This window comes from Rhodococcus sp. T7 (genome assembly GCF_009872365.1).
Classification (GTDB): domain Bacteria; phylum Actinomycetota; class Actinomycetes; order Mycobacteriales; family Mycobacteriaceae; genus Rhodococcus_F.
On record NZ_WXYH01000187.1, the window covers coordinates 48,138 to 64,806 of the forward strand.

Genomic DNA, 16,669 nt, shown 5'->3' on the forward strand with positions numbered 1-16,669 from the left:
CGGCGGGAGTGACACCCTTCGAATCACCGAAACTCTGCCGGATTTTCCGTCAGAGTGTCCGGAAAAGCTGGTCGACGGCGTCGAGCACCCGGCTCGCCATCAACGCCTTCGATCCGTGCTCGAGCGCGGACTCGGAACCGTCGGCTCCGAGCAGCCACCCGTCGTTGTGGTCGACCTCGAACGCCTTGCCCTCACCGACCGCGTTGACGACGAGGAGGTCGCAGCCCTTACGCCCGAGCTTGGCCCGGGCGTACGTGAGGACGTCACCGTCCGCGTCGCCGGTCTCGGCCGCGAATCCGACGATCACCGTCCTCGACGGGATCTCGCCGTCCCGCCGGGACTGGACGAGGCCGGCGAGGATGTCCTCGTTCTTGGTGAGTGCGATCGAGTCGGGTTCGCCCGCACCCTTCTTGATCTTGCTCGCCACCGTCGTCGTCGGCCGGAAGTCGGCGACGGCCGCGGCCATGATCACCGCGTCGAACCCGGGCGCGTGTTTGGCGACGGCGACCCGCATGTCTTCCGCGGTGCGCACGTGCACCATGTCGACGGCGGCCGGGTCGGCGAGGCCGGCGGTGTACCCGGAGACGAGTGTGACCTCGGCCCCGCGCTGCACGGCGAGCCGGGCGATGGCGTACCCCTGCTTGCCCGAACTGCGGTTCCCGAGGAACCGCACCGGGTCGAGCGGTTCGCGGGTGCCGCCCGCGGACACGAGGACCCGCCGGCCCTCGAGATCGCGGGGTAGCGCGTCGGGACGCTCGACCAGCAACGACGCCAATCCGACGATCTCGTCGGGTTCGGGCAGCCGGCCTGCGCCGGTGTCCTTGCCGGTGAGGCGGCCGGTCGCGGGTTCGATGACGGTCACGCCGCGGGCGCGCAGTGTGGCGACGTTGGCGACGGTGGCCGGGTGCTCCCACATTTCCGTGTGCATCGCGGGTGCGAACACGACGGGACATCGCGCGGTGAGCAGCGTGGCGGTGAGCAGGTCGTCCGCACGTCCCGCCACGGCCCGTGCCATGAGGTCGGCGGTGGCGGGGGCGATGACGACGAGATCCGCTTCCTGCCCGAGACGCACGTGCGGAACCTGCGGAACGTCGGTGAACACACCCGTGTGGACGGGGTTGCCCGACAGCGCCTCGAACGTCGCCTTGCCGACGAACTCGAGCGCGGACTCCGTCGGGATGACCCGCACGTGGTGTCCGGCCTCGGTGAAGGCGCGGATGACGGCGCAGCTCTTGTACGCGGCGATGCCGCCGCCGACACCGACGACGATCCGCTTGCGCGCCCCCGAGGGCACCGGTCCCGGTGAATCCGTCACGTGCCCGGAGTCCGGGCTCGCTGCCTGGTCAGGCACCGCAGATCCTCCGCTCACTCGCCTTCGGTGTGCTCGAGAAGATCGGAGTGGATCTCACGCAGCGCGATCGACAGCGGCTTCTCCTGCAGGCCCGGCTCCACGAGGGGGCCGACGTACTCCAGGATGCCGTCGCCGAGCTGGTTGTAGTAGTCGTTGATCTGACGCGCACGCTTGGCCGCGTAGATCACCAGCGCGTACTTCGACGACGTGCGGGCGAGCAGCTCGTCGATCGGAGGGTTGGTGATGCCGAGCGGGGTGTCGTAAGCCGGCAGGGCGCCGTGGCTGGGTGTGGCGGACGCTACTGCGGGGGTGCTGCTCACTCGGTATCTCCTGAAATTGTTCTGGCTAGTTGATGTGAGATCTAGTGGGTCGACTCGGACTGTTCCGGTCGTCCAACCAACAAGGATACCAACTCGTCGCACGTTCGGCTGACATCCTCGTTCACGACGACCACGTCGAACTCGTCCTGCGCCTCCAGCTCGACCCGGGCGGTCGCGAGACGCCGCTCCACGACCTCGGCGGATTCGGTGCCCCGGCCGGTCAATCTCTCGACCAGCACGTCCCAGCTCGGGGGCGCCATGAAGACGAGCAGCGCCTCCGGCATCGCGGCGCGGACGGCCCGCGCACCGGCGAGATCGACCTCGACCAGCACCGGCCTGCCCTGTTCGATCGCCGCGCGGACGGGTGCGGCCGGGGTTCCCGACAGCTGGAGTCCGCCGTGGATCTCGGCCCATTCGAGCAGCTCACCGGAATCGATCATCCGCTGGAACTCGCCACGAGAGGTGAACCGGTAGTCCTTGCCGTCCACCTCGCCCGGGCGTGGATCACGCGTCGTCGCGGACACGCTGAAGACGAGCTCCGGCATCCGCTCACGCAGGAGTCGCACCACGCTGGACTTACCGACGGCCGAGGGGCCGGCCAGTACTACCAGCCGACCCCTCCGCACTGCGGTCTTGCGCTCTGACACTTGTGCGTCAGCTACCACTGTCGTGCTCAGGCCTCGAAGTCGAACTTCGCGAGCAGGGCCTTCCGCTGCCGATCGCCGAGGCCACGGAGGCGACGGGTCGGAGCGATCTCCAGCTCGGTCATGATCTCCTGAGCCTTGACCTTGCCCACCTTGGGCAGCGCCTCGAGCAGTGCCGACACCTTCATCTTGCCCAGGATCTCGTCGTCCTCGGCGTCCTTGAGAACCTGCTTGAGGTCGGTGCCACCACGCTTCAGGCGCTCCTTGAGCTCAGCCCTGGCCTTGCGGGCAGCAGCTGCCTTCTCCAAAGCAGCAGCGCGCTGCTCATCAGTCAACTGGGGAAGGGCCACGGTTCCTCCGTCTCGTCGTTGGCAAATAGTCCAAACCACTGGATAACCAGCAGCGATAGCGACCGTACTCACGCCCGGCGCCGATTGCGAACCCACCCCCGGAGGTCAGAGCCGGATTCAGGTGGGCTATGACAGTGCGGACTCGATCTCGTCACGTACCTTCACGGCCGCCTCACGCAGTGCCGCGGCCGACGGTCCGGCCTGGAGAACACCACGAGACGTGTTCGGCAACAACAGTTTTCGCGAATCGGGGAAAATGTCGGCGAGATCACCGGGAGTCGCGCCCTGGGCGCCGAGACCGGGCGCGAGAATCGGCCCGGAAAAATTCGACAAATCCAGGCCGTGTCCGCGTGTCGCGCCCACCACCAGACCCACCAGACCCGGTTGTGCGTCGTTGTGCCGGACAGCCGCGTCCACCACGGACTGGGCCACGGACACCCCTGCGGCCGTCCCCGCCGCCTGCAGATCGCCGCCCTCGGGATTGGACGTCCGGGCCAGCACGAAGAGCCCGCGGCCCTGTTCCGCCGCCAGCGACAGCGCCGGATCCAGGGCACCGAATCCCAGGTACGGCGACACCGTCACGGCATCGGACGACAGAGTGGACTCCGCGCCCAGCCAGGACTGCGCGTACGCCGCCATCGTCGACCCGATGTCCCCGCGCTTGGCATCGGCGACGACGAGCGTCCCTGCCTCTCTGAGGACCGAAATGGTGCGTTCGAGCACCGCGTATCCGGCGGAGCCGTACGCTTCGAAGAACGCCACCTGAGGCTTCACGACGGCCACCTCACCGACGAATGCCTCCACGCAGATCTCTGCGAACGTCTCCAGCCCCTCGGCGGAGACGGGCAGGCCCCACGCCTCGAGCAGTCCCGGGTGCGGGTCGATGCCGACACACAACCGCCCCCGGTGCTCGACCGCCGACGTCAGCCGATGCACCCAGGAGTGGTGGTGATGATGGTGTCCGCTCACGACGAGACGGCCCCGGTCGCGGGGGCCACGACCACGGCCGGCGACCGCAGCCGCGCGTGCAGCGCCTGGAGCGACTGGACGCCGATGTCGCCGCGGATCGCTGCCTCGATGCCCTGCACCGCGGCGGACGCGCCCTGAACGGTGGTGACGCACGGGATGTTCGTGGCGACGGCCGCGCTGCGGATCTCGTAGCCGTCGACACGCGGTCCGGAGTTGCCGTACGGGGTGTTGATCACCATGTCGACTTCACCGTCGCGGATCGTCTCGACGATGGTGCGCTCCCCCGCCTCCAGCTTCTCGCCGGAGTGCTTGTGCACCTCCTGGCAGGTGATCCCGTTGCGGCGGAGGACGGCCGCGGTGCCCTCGGTGGCCAGGATCCGGAAGCCCAGGTCGGCGAGCCGCTTGACCGGGAAGATCAGCGACCGCTTGTCCTTGTTGGCGACCGACACGAACACCGAGCCCGAGGTGGGCAGCGAACCGTACGCGGCCGTCTGGCTCTTCGCGAACGCGGTGCCGAAATCGGCGTCGATGCCCATGACCTCGCCGGTCGACTTCATCTCCGGGCTCAGCAGGGTGTCGACCCCGGTGCCGTCGGCGCGGCGGAACCGGTTGAACGGCAGCACCGCCTCCTTGACGGCGACGGGCGCATCCGCCGGGGTCCAGCCGCCGTCGCCGGTGGCCGGGAGCACGCCGCTCGTGCGCAGGTTCGCGATGGACTCGCCGAGCATGACGCGGGCGCACGCCTTCGCGAGCTGCACGGCCGTCGCCTTCGACACGAACGGCACGGTGCGGCTGGCGCGGGGGTTGGCCTCGAGGACGTACAGGATGTCGTCCTTGAGGGCGTACTGGACGTTGAGCAGGCCCTTCACGCCGACGCCCTTGGCGAGCGCCTCCGTGGAGCGGCGGACGTTCTCGAGGTCGGCGCGGCCGAGGGTGATCGGTGGCAGCGCACAGGCCGAGTCGCCCGAGTGGATACCGGCCTCCTCGATGTGCTCCATCACGCCGCCGAGGTACACCTCGGTGCCGTCGCACAGCGCGTCGACGTCGATCTCGATGGCGTCTTCCAGGAACCGGTCGACCAGCACCGGCCGGTCGTCGGAGATCTCGGTGGCGCGGGAGATGTAGCTTTCGAGAGACGCCTCGTCGTACACGATCTCCATGCCGCGGCCACCGAGGACGTACGACGGCCGCACCAGCACCGGGTATCCGATCCCGGCGGCGATGTCGCGGGCCCCGGCGAACGTGGTCGCGGTGCCGAACTTGGGAGCGGGCAGACCGGCGTCGACCAGTACCTTCCCGAACTCGCCGCGGTCCTCCGCGAGGTCGATCGCCTCGGGGCTGGTGCCGACGATCGGCACCCCCGCCGCCTTCAGCCGCTTCGCCAGACCCAGCGGGGTCTGACCGCCGAGCTGCACGATCACACCGGCGACGGTGCCCGAGATCGACTCCGCCCGGTACACCTCGAGCACGTCCTCGAACGTGAGCGGTTCGAAGTACAGCCGGTCGGCCGTGTCGTAGTCGGTGGAGACGGTCTCCGGGTTGCAGTTGACCATCACGGTCTCGTAGCCGGCCTCCGACAGCGTCAGGGCGGCGTGCACGCAGGAGTAGTCGAACTCGATGCCCTGACCGATGCGGTTCGGTCCGGAACCGAGGATCAGGACCTTCGGACGCTCGGTCTGCGGGGCCACCTCGGACTCGGCCGCCGGGTCCAGTTCGTACGTCGAGTAGTGGTACGGCGTCTTCGCCTCGAACTCTGCGGCGCAGGTGTCGACCGTCTTGTAGACCGGGTGGACGTCCCACTTCTCACGCAGCGCACGGACCGCGTCCTCGCCACCGATCTCGGGGCGCAGGGCCGCGATCTGCCGGTCCGACAGGCCGTGGTGCTTGGCGCGCCGCAGGACCCGCTCGGTCACCTCGGGCGCCTCGCGCAGCGTGTCGCCGAGTTCGTGGATCTGCAGGATCTGGTCGAGGAACCACGGGTCGATCTTCGTGGCGTCGAACAGCTGCTCGACGGTGGCGCCGAGCGCGAACGCCTTCTCGATGCCGTACACGCGTCCGTCGCGGGGGATGCTCAGTTCCGCGAGGAGGCTGTCGAGGTCGGCGGCCTCCACGTCGGGACCTGTCCAGTACCCGGCCCGCTTGGTCTCGAGGGAGCGCAGCACCTTGCCGAACGCCTCGGTGAAGTTGCGGCCGATCGACATGGCCTCACCGACCGACTTCATCGTGGTGGTGAGGGTGTCGTCCGCGCCGGGGAACTTCTCGAACGCGAACCGGGGCGCCTTGACCACGACGTAGTCGAGGGTCGGCTCGAAGCACGCCGGGGTTTCCTTGGTGATGTCGTTGACGATCTCGTCCAGCGTGTAACCGATGGCGAGCTTCGCGGCGATCTTCGCGATCGGGAAGCCCGTCGCCTTCGACGCGAGCGCGCTGGACCGGGACACGCGCGGGTTCATCTCGATGACGACGAGGCGCCCGTCGGCAGGGTCCATCGCGAACTGGATGTTGCAGCCGCCGGTGTCGACGCCGACCTCGCGGAGGATGTCGATGGAGAGATCGCGCATCGCCTGGTACTCACGGTCGGTGAGCGTCATGGCGGGGGCGACGGTGATCGAGTCACCGGTGTGCACACCGACTGGGTCGACGTTCTCGATCGAGCACACGATCACGACGTTGTCGCGGCCGTCGCGCATCAGCTCGAGTTCGTATTCCTTCCACCCGAGGATCGACTCCTCGATCAGCACGTTGGCGGTGGGGGACGCCGCGAGGCCGCCGCCGGCGATCCGGGTGAGGTCCTCGTCGTCGTAGGCCATGCCGGAGCCGAGGCCGCCCATCGTGAACGACGGCCGCACGACGACGGGGAAGCCCAGTTCTGCGACCGTGTCGCGGACCTCGTCCATCGTGTAGCAGACGCGGGAGCGCGCCGACTCGCCGCCGACCTTGGCGACGATGTCCTTGAACTTCTGCCGGTCCTCACCGCGCTGGATGGCGTCGAAGTCGGCGCCGATCAGCTCGACGTCGTACTTCTCGAGGATGCCCTGCTCGTGCAGCGCCACCGCGGTGTTCAGGGCCGTCTGGCCGCCGAGCGTCGCGAGGACGGCGTCGATCGGGTGACCCTTCTCGGCCTCGAGGGCGATGACCTTCTCGACGAATTCGGCGGTGATCGGCTCCACGTACGTGGCGTCCGCGAATTCGGGGTCGGTCATGATCGTGGCCGGGTTGGAGTTGACGAGGCTGACCCGCAGGCCCTCCTCGCGCAGCACCCGGCAGGCCTGGGTTCCGGAGTAGTCGAACTCACAGGCCTGGCCGATGACGATCGGCCCGGAGCCGATCACCAGGATGTGGGAGAGATCGGTACGGCGTGGCATTAGTTCTTGACTCCCTCGAGCAGGCTGGTGAAGCGGTCGAACAGGTACGCGGCGTCGTGCGGACCCGCCGCGGCCTCGGGGTGGTATTGCACCGAGAAGGCGGATCCGTCGAGCAGGCGGACCCCCTCGACGGCACCGTCGTTGGCGCAGGTGTGACTGACGACGGCCTTGCCGAACGGGGTGTCGAACTCCTGTCCGGCCTCCCCCTCCAGCGCGAACCCGTGGTTCTGCGCGGTGATCGCGATGCGTCCCGTCTCGTGTTCGACAACCGGGATGTTGATGCCCCGGTGACCGAACTTCATCTTGTACGTGCCGAGACCGAGGGCGCGCCCCAGAATCTGGTTGCCGAAGCAGATGCCGAACAGGGGCAGGCCCTGCCCGATGACTTCCTTCGTCAGGTGCACGGCGCCGTCGGCGGTCGCCGGGTCGCCGGGGCCGTTGGAGAGGAAGACGCCATCGGCCTTCAGGTCCAGGATCTGCGCGAGCGTGGCGTCGGACGGCAGCACGTGCACCCGGATGCCGCGCTCGGCGAACATGCGCGGGGTGTTGGTCTTGATGCCGAGGTCGATGGCCGCGACGGTGAAGCGCGCGTCTCCCCCGGTCGGCTCGACGACGTACCCGCTGGTGGTGCTGACCTCGCCGGCGAGGTCCGCGCCGAGCATCGACGGCTGGCCCTTCACCCGGTCGAGCAGCACGTCGGTGTCGGCGAGGGCGTCGCCGGAGAACACGCCGGCGCGCATGGAGCCGCGGGTGCGCAGGTGGCGGACCAGGGCCCGGGTGTCGATGCCGGCGATCCCGACGACGCCCTGCTTGACGAGTTCGTCCTGCAGGGATCCGGTGGCACGCCAGCTGGAGGTGCGGCGGGCGGGGTCGCGGACGACGTACCCGGCGACCCAGATCTTCGCCTCGGCGCTGCTGCCGGTGGGGCCGACGGATTCGTCGTCCTCGTCGTTCCACCCGGTGTTGCCGATCTGCGGCGCGGTGGCCACGACGATCTGGCGGTGGTAGCTGGGGTCGGTGAGCGTCTCCTGGTAGCCGGTCATGCCGGTGCTGAAGACGGCCTCACCGAGCGTCTGGCCGACGGCCCCGAAAGTGGTGCCCCGGAATACCCGTCCGTCCTCGAGGACCAGTACTGCAGAGTCGGTGTCGTAGCCGCTCATGCGTTCTCTCCGTTCTGCTCGACCTCACCAGAGCTCGCCGCATTCGCTGAATCTTCACTGTCTGTCTTGCCGTCCGGTGTCCCTGCGCCCACCCAGGCCGGGTACACGGACTTGTCGTCGCTGCGGAAACCGGTGTCGATCTCGGTGCCGGTCGGCAGCTCCCACCGGATCACCAGGACGCCGTCCTTGCTCATGACCTTGCCCGCCAGTCCGCGCTCGGTGCGCACGGCGCGGACCGCGTCTTGCGGGATCCAGATCGCCGACGCCCCGTCGCGTTCGAGCAGGATCCCGGTTTCGTAGCGGGAGATCTCACCCGTCGCCCGGAAGCCGAGGTCGCCGACGGCGATCCGGTCCTGCCAGCTGGGGGCGAGGGTGCTGCCCACGTACAGTCCGGTGGCCGGGGCGATCGTCTGCGCGCCGAGGTGCGCGGGCACGCCGGGCAGTTGCCCGACCCGGTCGGCCTGCCGCCGGGCGCGACCGCGCCAGCCGATGTACATGAGGAAGATGGCCAGCGCCCAGAACGCGACGAGGCCGACTACCCACAGAATTCTCTCCACCGTCATCCCCTGCCGTTTCGCACCCGGACGCGGGCCCGGCCGTCGCTCGCGGTGATCCGGCCGCGCAGGATCGTCGTGGTCACCCGCGCCGGGAGAGTCATCGACTCGTACGGCGTGTTGTGGGCGACGCTGGCGAGATCGGGGCCGTGGACGGTCCATTCGGCGTCCGGATCGATCAGCACGAGGTTGGCGGGCTCGCCGACCTCGAGCGGGCGACCCTGGTCGTCGAGTCCGACGATCTCGGCCGGACGCTCACTCATCACCCGGGCCACGCCGCGCCAGTCGAGCAGCCCGGTGCGGACCATCGTCTGCACGACGATCGACAGCGCGGTCTCGAGCCCCAGCATGCCGGGGCGGGCGGCCGCGAACTCGCAGCACTTGTCCTGCTCGGCGTGCGGCGCGTGGTCGGTCGCGACACAGTCGATGGTGCCCTCGGCCAGTCCGGCCCGGAGCGCGGCGACGTCGCTCGTCTCCCGCAGCGGCGGGTTCACCTTGTTGACGGCGTCGTACGTCTCGAGCCGGGAGTCGTCGAGCAGCAGGTGGTGCGGGGTGACCTCGGCGGTGATCGAAATACCTTGTCCGCGTGCCCACTTCATCAGTTCGACGGTGCCCGCGGTGGAGGCGTGGCAGATGTGCACCCGCGCCCCGGCGTCGCGGGCGAGCAGTGCGTCGCGGGCGACGATCGACTCCTCGGCGGCGCGCGGCCAGCCGGCGAGCCCGAGCCGGGCGGCGGTGGGTCCTTCGTGCGCGATCGCCCCGACGGTCAGTCGCGGCTCCTCCGCGTGCTGCGCGATGAGCACCCCGAGCGAACTCGAGTACTCGAGGGCCCGGCGCATGATCAGCGGGTCGTAGACGCAGTGGCCGTCGTCCGAGAACATGCGCACCCGGCCGGTCCCCGACGCCATCGTGGCCATCTCGGCGAGCTGCTTGCCCTCGAGCCCGACGGTGACGGCGCCGACGGGATGCACGTCGACGAGCCCGACCTCCTGGCCGCGGCGCCACACGTGGTCGGTGACGACCACCGAGTCGGCGACCGGGCTGGTGTTGGCCATCGCGAACACCGCGGTGTACCCGCCGAGCGCGGCGGCGGCGGAACCGGAATCGATGGTCTCGGTGTCCTCGCGGCCGGGTTCCCGCAGGTGGGTGTGCAAGTCGACGAAACCGGGGAGCAGGATCTGCCCCGCCGCGTCGATCACCTCGGCGTCGGGCGCGGCGTCCGTGCCCGCGTCCGCACCGATCGCGGCGATGACGCGGTCACCGAGCAGAACGTCGGTGGGCTCGCCCTCGCCGTACAGCAACACGTTCTTGATGAGCACTGTCTCTCCTGTCACTGCACTGTCACTCATCCCGCAACTTCCTCCGCTCCGACCAGCAGCCGGAACAGCACCGCCATCCGCATGTGCACACCGTTGGTGACCTGCTGCAGCACGGCGGTTCTCGACGAATCGGCCACCGCCGAGGCGATTTCCATGCCGCGCAGCATCGGACCGGGGTGCAGCACCACCGCGTGCTCGGGAAGCAGCGCCAGCCGCTTCTCCGACAGGCCGTAATTGATCGAGTACTCCCGCTGGGACGGGAAGAACCCGCCGTTCATCCGTTCCGCCTGTACGCGCAGCATGAGGACGGCGTCGAGACCGGGCAGCTCCGCGTCGAGGGAATGCGCCACCGACACCGGCCACGACGACACCCCGACCGGGAGCAGCGTGGGGGGCGCGACGAGGACGACCTCGGCGCCGAGCATCGACAGCAGCAGCGCGTTCGACCGCGCGACCCGGCTGTGCAGGATGTCGCCGACGATGGCGATGCGTTTGCCGTCGATGTCGCCGAGCCGCTGACGCAGCGTGAGCGCGTCGAGCAGCGCCTGGGTGGGGTGTTCGTGCGTGCCGTCACCGGCGTTGATGACCGCGGGTCCGCCGTCGTCCTGACGTCCGGTCCAGCTCGCGATCTGGTGGGCCGCACCCGACGCGGGGTGCCGCACGATCAGGGCGTCGGCGCCTGCCGCGCGCAGCGTCATCGCGGTGTCCCGGAGGGATTCGCCCTTCGACACCGACGAACTGGACGCGCTGACGTTGATGACGTCCGCGCTCATCCACTTCCCGGCGACCTCGAACGACACCCGGGTGCGGGTCGAGTTCTCGAAGAACACGGTCATCACGGTCCGGCCGCGCAGCGTCGGGAGCTTGCGCACCTCGCGCCCGAGGAGGGCCTGTTCGAAGCGTTCGGCCTCGTCGAGAAGTTCGACTGCCGATTCCCGTGTCAGGTCCGCGATCGACAACAGGTGCTTCACTTAGCTCTTCCCCCCGGAGATCATGACCGCGTCACGGCCGTCGTGTTCGCTCAGGAGCACCTTGACGTCCTCGGTGCGGGCGGTGGGCACGTTCTTGCCCACGTAGTCGGCGCGCAGCGGCAACTCGCGGTGGCCGCGGTCGACGAGGACGGCCAGCTGGACGGCGCGGGGCCGCCCGAGGTCGCGGAGGGCGTCGAGCGCGGAGCGGACGGTGCGGCCGGAGAACAGCACGTCGTCGACGAGGACGACCAGGGTGTTGTCGACGCCACCCTCGGGAACCGAGGTGCGTTCGAGGGGGCGGTGCGGTTTGGTGCGCAGATCGTCGCGGTACAGGGTGATGTCGAGGGAGCCGACCGGTGGGCGCACCCCGGAGAACTCTTCGATCTTCCCGGCGAGCCGCGCGGCGAGCGTCGTGCCCCGGGTCGGGATGCCGATCAGAACGACACGCGGCGCTTCACCGTCGGCGGCGTCGATCGCGGTCTTCTCGATGATCTGGTGCGCGATTCGCGCTATGGTCCGTCCCACATCGGCCGCGGACAGCAGCTCCCGTGCGGGCTCGACGGACGGGGACTCTTCTGGTGTTGAATCCGCCGGTTCCCCGGCGGGGCGAGACCCTTCGGGCACGCGCATACAACGACCTCCTTCTCCGCCTCACTGGACGGATCGTTAAAGGATGCCTGACGCGGACAGCTTATCAGCGCGTCGACTGCGCCAGGCCCGGACCCCTGACCTGCGGACCCGCCGACGCGGGCCCGCAGCGGGACACGAACTTACGAGCGGGCGTCGTTCGACTCGCCGCCGGCGGTCTCGGCACGCCGCGACGTCGCGGCCGCAGCCGACCGCACCTGCGGGGCCACCAGCACGACCTGACCGAGAATGCCGTTGACGAAACCCGGCGACTCGTCGGTGGAGAGCTGCTTGGCCAGCTCCACCGCCTCGTCCACGGCCACGACCGGAGGCACGTCGGTGGCGTGGAACAACTCCCACACGGCGATGCGCAGGATGGCGCGGTCGACGGCGGGAAGCCGCTCGAGCGTCCAGTCCTGCAGGTGGGACGAGATCACCTCGTCGAGGCGGTCCAGGTTCTCCGCGACACCCGTCACCACGGTGACGGTGTACGGGGCGACCGGTGCCACCGAATCGTCCTCGCCGGACAATTCGGCGCGCTCGGTCGCGAGATCGACCGGATCGAGATCTCGCGCCTCGGCCTCGAAGAGGAAATCGACGGCACGTTTGCGGGCCTTGTGCCGCGCGCCGAGTTTCTTATGCGTACCGGACACTCAGGAATTCACACGCCCGAGGTAGTTGCCGTCGCGGGAGTCGACCTTCAGCTTGTCACCGGTGTTGATGAACAGCGGAACGTTGATCTCGGCGCCGGTCTCGAGGGTGGCGGGCTTGGTGCCGCCGGTGGAGCGGTCGCCCTGCAGGCCGGGATCGGTGTGCTGGACCACCAGTTCGACGGTGACGGGCAGTTCCACAAACAGCGGAACGTCCTCGTGCGTCGCGACCTGCACGGCCATGTTCTCGAGCATGAAGCGGGCGCCGTCGCCGACGGTGGCCTCGCTGATCGAGATCTGGTCGTAGGTGTCGCCGTCCATGAAGATGTAGTCGGTGCCGTCGTGGTACAGGTACGTCATGTCGCGGCGGTCGACCGTGGCCGTGTCCACCTTGACGCCGGCGTTGAACGTCTTGTCGACGACCTTGCCCGAGAGCACGTTCTTCAACTTGGTGCGCACGAACGCGGGACCCTTGCCGGGCTTCACGTGCTGGAACTCGGTAATCGTCCACAGCTGGCCTTCGATCTGCAGGACCAGGCCGTTCTTGAAATCACTGGTGGAAGCCACTTGCTTCGCGTCTCCTCGATAAGGTCGAAACCGTCTACACGACAGTCAGGTCTTTGGTGGTGAGTGTGAGCAGTTCCGGTCCCTGCTCACGAACCACGAGCGTGTCCTCGATCCGCACGCCTCCGCGCCCGGAGAAGTACACGCCCGGCTCGACGGTCACCGCCGCACCGTCCAGAAGTGTACCGGTGCCCAGCTTGCCGATTCCCGGAGCTTCGTGGATCTCCAGGCCGACGCCGTGTCCGAGGCCGTGCAGGAACAGCTCCCCGTAACCGGCGTCCTCGATGACCCGGCGGGCGGCGGCATCCACCGCGGACACCTCGGCTCCCGGGCGCAGCGCGTCCCGCCCGGCCTCCTGCGACCGCGCGACCAGCGCATATACGTCGCGTTGCCAGTCCGCGGCCTGCTCGAGGACGTACGTTCTGGTCATGTCCGAGTGGTAACCGCCGACCTCCGCCCCGAAGTCCAGCTTCACGAAGTCGCCGCTGCCGAGCACCGCCTCGGTCGGTCGGTGGTGCGGGATCGCCGAGTGGGCACCCGCCGCGACGATGGTCTCGAACGAGATGCCGTCGGCGCCGTGCGCGAGCATCAGCGCCTCCAGTTCCCGGCCCACCTCCTTCTCGGTGCGTCCGGGGCGGAGACCACCACGCTCGATCAGCTCGGCGAGCGCGGAGTCGGCCGCCGCACACGCCGCGCGCAGCAGTCCGACCTCGAAGTCGTCTTTCACCATCCGCAGTTCCTCGACGAGCCCTGGAACGGGGTCGAGCCGCGCGTCCGGCGCGAGCACCGACCAGGCCGCGAACTCGTCCACCGTGACGACGTGACTTTCGAACGCCAGCGACGACGGGCTCCGCCGCCCCACCGATTCGATCAGGTGGGCGGCGCTGGCGCGGGCGATCTCGGCACGCAGATCGGGAACCTGTTCTCCGACCTGTGTGAGGTAGCGGCCGTCGGTGCAGATGACGGTGCGCTCCTCGGCGCCCACGGCGTCCGACGCGTGCACGAGCAGCGCAGCATTGGAGCCGGTGAACCCGGTGAGATACCGGATGTTCACCAGATTCGTCACCAGAAGTGCGTCGAGATCCCGGGCGGCGAGGGCCGCGCGCAGCGCCGCGCGCCGCGAACCATGATCAGCAGGCATGTCGTCAAACGTACCGGCAATCCGCCGCCGGGAGGGCGCGGATCGACGGCACCCGCCCGCAGGCGAGAACAGGTTTCAGACCGCCGCCGTGTGGGTTAGGCCACACGGACGAAAACCCGCTCGTTACGCTGTGCCCATGAATGCGTGGGTGGTACGCGGCCTCGGCATGGCCCTGATACATGTTTTCGTTCGTGTGATCCTCGGTGTGTCGATCACACAGTGGCCGCTTCAGGGTTCCGCTCTGAGATGGCTCGCACTGCTGATCGTGGTGTTCGTGGCACTGATCTGGGCCGGCATCGACGGCATCCGGGACCGTCGCCGGAACCCCGATCCGGAGGACGGCGCCGACCTGACGATGCTGTGGCTGAAGGCGGCCCTGCTCGGCGGAGTCGTCGCGGGGGTGGGGAGCTGGCTGGCGAACCTGGTGCCGAACCTCAACGTCACCCAGAACTCGTTCTTCTTCGAGATCACGTCGGGGGCCGCGTTCACGGTCCTGCTGATCTTCGTCCCCGCGATGCTCGCCGTGTTCCTCGGCCGGTTCTTCGTCGGCCGGGAGTCCAGGAAGACGGTGAAGGACCGCGGCGAACGCCGGCCGGCGGCGCACGGTGCCGGAGCGGCCGCAGGAGCCGCAGCGGGGGGAACCGCAGCCGCAGCCGTGGCCGACGACGACGGGTATGGCCAGAACTACCCGGGCCAGGCGTACGAGCAGACCCCGGACACCGGGTACGCCGGTTCCGACGCCGACACGGCCGTATTCGAACCGGTGCACAACTACCGCGAGGACACATCCGACCTCGATCAGCCGCAGGGCGGGGACACCACCTGGCAGGACCCGGTCGATCTCGGGAAGCGGACCACGGACGACCAGCGGCGCGGCGAGTAGCGGCTCGGCTTTCCCCACCCGACACACGACGCGGCGGTGTGAGCGCGCTCGCTCACACCGCCGCGTCCTTGCTTTCTTCGGCCTACGTCACAGGAGGACGGCACCGCCGGCGCCCGGCGTCGCCTCGCGGGCCACCGCGGAGTACGCGGCGACGAGCAGAGACGGGTCCGGGCCCTCGAGCCGTCCGGGCTTCGCGAGCCCGTCGAGCACGACGAACCGCAGCACGCCGGCCCGGTTCTTCTTGTCCGTCTGCATTCCCTCGACCAGCTGGCCGAACGCGTCCGCGTCGTACGTGGTGGGAAGCCCCACCAGTTCCAGGATGGTGCGGTGCCGGTCGGCCGTCGCATCGTCCAGGCGTCCCGCCAGCCGCCCCAGTTCGGCCGCGAAGACGAGCCCGACGGCGACCGCCGCACCGTGACGCCAGCGGTAGCGCTCCCGCCGCTCGATCGCGTGCCCGAGCGTGTGCCCGTAGTTGAGGATCTCCCGCAGATCCGACTCCCGCAGGTCGGCGGCCACGACCTTGGCCTTGACCTCCACGGACCGCCGGATCAGTTCGGGCAGAACGGTTCCCGTCGGGTCCAGCGCGGCCTCAGGATCCTTCTCGATGAGCTCCAGGATGACGGGGTCGGCGATGAACCCGGTCTTCACGACCTCCGCCATGCCCGCGACGATCTCGTTGCGGGGCACCGTCTCGAGCGTCGCCAGGTCGATCAGCACCGCCGACGGCTCGTGGAACGATCCCACCAGGTTCTTGCCGGCCTCGGTGTTGATGCCGGTCTTGCCGCCGACCGCCGCATCCACCATCGCGAGCAATGTCGTGGGCACATGGATCACGCGGACCCCGCGCATCCACGTCGCCGCGACGAACCCGGCGAGGTCGGTCGCCGCGCCGCCGCCCAGACTGACGACGGCGTCACTGCGGGTCAGGCCGATCCGGCCGAGGACCTCCCAGCAGAACCCGGCGACGGCCAGATCCTTGCCGTCTTCCGCGTCCGGAATCTCGATGCGGTGCGCATCGATCCCCTTCTCGGCGAGCGCCGCGCGCACCGCCTCCGCCGTCTCCGCCAGCGGCGGCTGGTGGAAGATCGCCACCGTCCTCGTGCCGGTGAGTTCGTCCACCAGCTCACCGAGCAATCCGCGCCCGATGATGACCGGGTAGGGGTTCGCCGTCTGCACCTGTACGCGTACCGGTTCGGTCACTGTCTGCTGCTCCGCTCCGTCTTGTCCGATGTTCTCGGACGTCTTTGGTTCCGCTGGGTCGCCGATCACTCGGCGAGTTTCGCCACCAGCTGCTGCACCACCCGGGCGGGACTCCGCCCGTCCGTGCGTATCCGGATGGACGCCACCTCCCGGTACAGCGGTCGGCGCTTGCGCATCAACTCGGTGTACACCTGGCGCGGGTCGCCACCGGACAGGAGGGGGCGCGCGGTGTTGGTTCCCGTGCGCTTGAGCCCCTCCGCCACGCTGATCTCGAGGTAGATCACGGTGTGGCCCTTCAACAATTCCCGGGTGCGCTCGGAGAGGATGGACCCGCCGCCGAGCGACACGATCCCCTCGTGGCTCTCGATGGCCTTCCGGACGATCTCTTCCTCGAGGGCCCGGAAGGCGGGTTCGCCCTCCTGGACGAAGATATCGGCGATCGTCCGCCCCGCCTCTTCCTCGACGGCCACGTCGGTGTCGAACAACGACAGGTCCAGCGCCTGCGCGAGGCGCCGCCCGATCGTGGACTTACCTGCTCCCGGCGGACCGACGAGCACGGCTTTCGGTGCCATCACCCGTCACCGCCCCGGCGCGACGGCAG

The 16,669-nt window shown here is 69.1% G+C and carries 17 protein-coding genes; 1 reads left to right on the plus strand and 16 read right to left on the minus strand.

Annotation, left to right across the window (positions count from 1 at the left end):
- Positions 1–49 precede the first annotated feature (49 nt).
- The 14 genes from coaBC to MLGJGCBP_RS18755 form a co-directional block, all read right to left on the minus strand.
- A complete protein-coding gene (coaBC, locus tag MLGJGCBP_RS18690; protein WP_160097535.1) occupies positions 50–1,351 on the minus strand; it encodes a bifunctional phosphopantothenoylcysteine decarboxylase/phosphopantothenate--cysteine ligase CoaBC in 1,302 nt (433 codons plus the stop codon).
- Positions 1,352–1,365: 14 nt separating this feature from the next.
- The gene (gene rpoZ / locus MLGJGCBP_RS18695; RefSeq protein ID WP_005241734.1) at positions 1,366–1,671 is read right to left on the minus strand and encodes a DNA-directed RNA polymerase subunit omega; all 306 of its coding nucleotides are present in this window, start codon (positions 1,669–1,671) and stop codon (positions 1,366–1,368) included.
- 41 nt (positions 1,672–1,712) lie between these two features.
- The gene (gmk, locus tag MLGJGCBP_RS18700; protein WP_087555944.1) at positions 1,713–2,336 is read right to left on the minus strand and encodes a guanylate kinase; all 624 of its coding nucleotides are present in this window, start codon (positions 2,334–2,336) and stop codon (positions 1,713–1,715) included.
- Positions 2,337–2,344: 8 nt separating this feature from the next.
- Positions 2,345–2,665 carry an integration host factor, actinobacterial type gene (gene mihF / locus MLGJGCBP_RS18705; protein WP_072942134.1) on the minus strand — a complete coding sequence of 107 codons (321 nt, stop codon included), beginning with the start codon at positions 2,663–2,665 and terminating at the stop codon, positions 2,345–2,347.
- Positions 2,666–2,791: 126 nt separating this feature from the next.
- Complete coding sequence (gene pyrF / locus MLGJGCBP_RS18710; RefSeq protein WP_087556006.1) at positions 2,792–3,601, minus strand: orotidine-5'-phosphate decarboxylase; 810 nt, start codon at positions 3,599–3,601, stop codon at positions 2,792–2,794.
- A 29-nt stretch (positions 3,602–3,630) separates the two neighbouring features.
- Positions 3,631–6,999 carry a carbamoyl-phosphate synthase large subunit gene (gene carB, locus MLGJGCBP_RS18715; RefSeq protein WP_160097536.1) on the minus strand — a complete coding sequence of 1,123 codons (3,369 nt, stop codon included), beginning with the start codon at positions 6,997–6,999 and terminating at the stop codon, positions 3,631–3,633.
- Positions 6,999–8,159, minus strand: coding sequence for a glutamine-hydrolyzing carbamoyl-phosphate synthase small subunit (carA, locus tag MLGJGCBP_RS18720; protein ID WP_160097537.1), 1,161 nt, complete (start codon positions 8,157–8,159; stop codon positions 6,999–7,001). The genes carB and carA overlap by 1 nt, the downstream gene beginning before the upstream one ends.
- Positions 8,156–8,722 (minus strand): PH-like domain-containing protein, encoded by a 567-nt coding sequence (locus tag MLGJGCBP_RS18725; protein ID WP_087555941.1) that lies wholly within the window; start codon positions 8,720–8,722, stop codon positions 8,156–8,158. The genes carA and MLGJGCBP_RS18725 overlap by 4 nt, the downstream gene beginning before the upstream one ends.
- Positions 8,719–10,062 carry a dihydroorotase gene (locus tag MLGJGCBP_RS18730; RefSeq protein WP_160097538.1) on the minus strand — a complete coding sequence of 448 codons (1,344 nt, stop codon included), beginning with the start codon at positions 10,060–10,062 and terminating at the stop codon, positions 8,719–8,721. Before MLGJGCBP_RS18730 ends, MLGJGCBP_RS18725 begins: the two co-directional genes overlap by 4 nt.
- Positions 10,059–11,003, minus strand: coding sequence for an aspartate carbamoyltransferase catalytic subunit (locus tag MLGJGCBP_RS18735; protein WP_160097539.1), 945 nt, complete (start codon positions 11,001–11,003; stop codon positions 10,059–10,061). Before MLGJGCBP_RS18735 ends, MLGJGCBP_RS18730 begins: the two co-directional genes overlap by 4 nt.
- A complete protein-coding gene (gene pyrR, locus MLGJGCBP_RS18740; protein ID WP_087555939.1) occupies positions 11,004–11,633 on the minus strand; it encodes a bifunctional pyr operon transcriptional regulator/uracil phosphoribosyltransferase PyrR in 630 nt (209 codons plus the stop codon).
- A 140-nt stretch (positions 11,634–11,773) separates the two neighbouring features.
- Positions 11,774–12,283, minus strand: coding sequence for a transcription antitermination factor NusB (nusB, locus tag MLGJGCBP_RS18745; RefSeq protein ID WP_160097540.1), 510 nt, complete (start codon positions 12,281–12,283; stop codon positions 11,774–11,776).
- Positions 12,284–12,847, minus strand: coding sequence for an elongation factor P (gene efp / locus MLGJGCBP_RS18750; RefSeq protein ID WP_005241702.1), 564 nt, complete (start codon positions 12,845–12,847; stop codon positions 12,284–12,286). It abuts the gene before it with no gap.
- 34 nt (positions 12,848–12,881) lie between these two features.
- Positions 12,882–13,985 carry an aminopeptidase P family protein gene (locus MLGJGCBP_RS18755; RefSeq protein WP_087555937.1) on the minus strand — a complete coding sequence of 368 codons (1,104 nt, stop codon included), beginning with the start codon at positions 13,983–13,985 and terminating at the stop codon, positions 12,882–12,884.
- A 136-nt stretch (positions 13,986–14,121) separates the two neighbouring features.
- On the opposite strand from MLGJGCBP_RS18755, the gene MLGJGCBP_RS18760 reads away from it, so the two are divergent.
- The gene (locus MLGJGCBP_RS18760) at positions 14,122–14,868 is read left to right on the plus strand and encodes a B-4DMT family transporter (protein ID WP_087555936.1); all 747 of its coding nucleotides are present in this window, start codon (positions 14,122–14,124) and stop codon (positions 14,866–14,868) included.
- An 87-nt stretch (positions 14,869–14,955) separates the two neighbouring features.
- On the opposite strand, the gene aroB is transcribed toward MLGJGCBP_RS18760, so the two are convergent.
- Complete coding sequence (aroB, locus tag MLGJGCBP_RS18765) at positions 14,956–16,068, minus strand: 3-dehydroquinate synthase (RefSeq protein ID WP_087556005.1); 1,113 nt, start codon at positions 16,066–16,068, stop codon at positions 14,956–14,958.
- 65 nt (positions 16,069–16,133) lie between these two features.
- A complete protein-coding gene (locus MLGJGCBP_RS18770; protein WP_160097541.1) occupies positions 16,134–16,640 on the minus strand; it encodes a shikimate kinase in 507 nt (168 codons plus the stop codon).
- Positions 16,641–16,669: the final 29 nt, after the last annotated feature.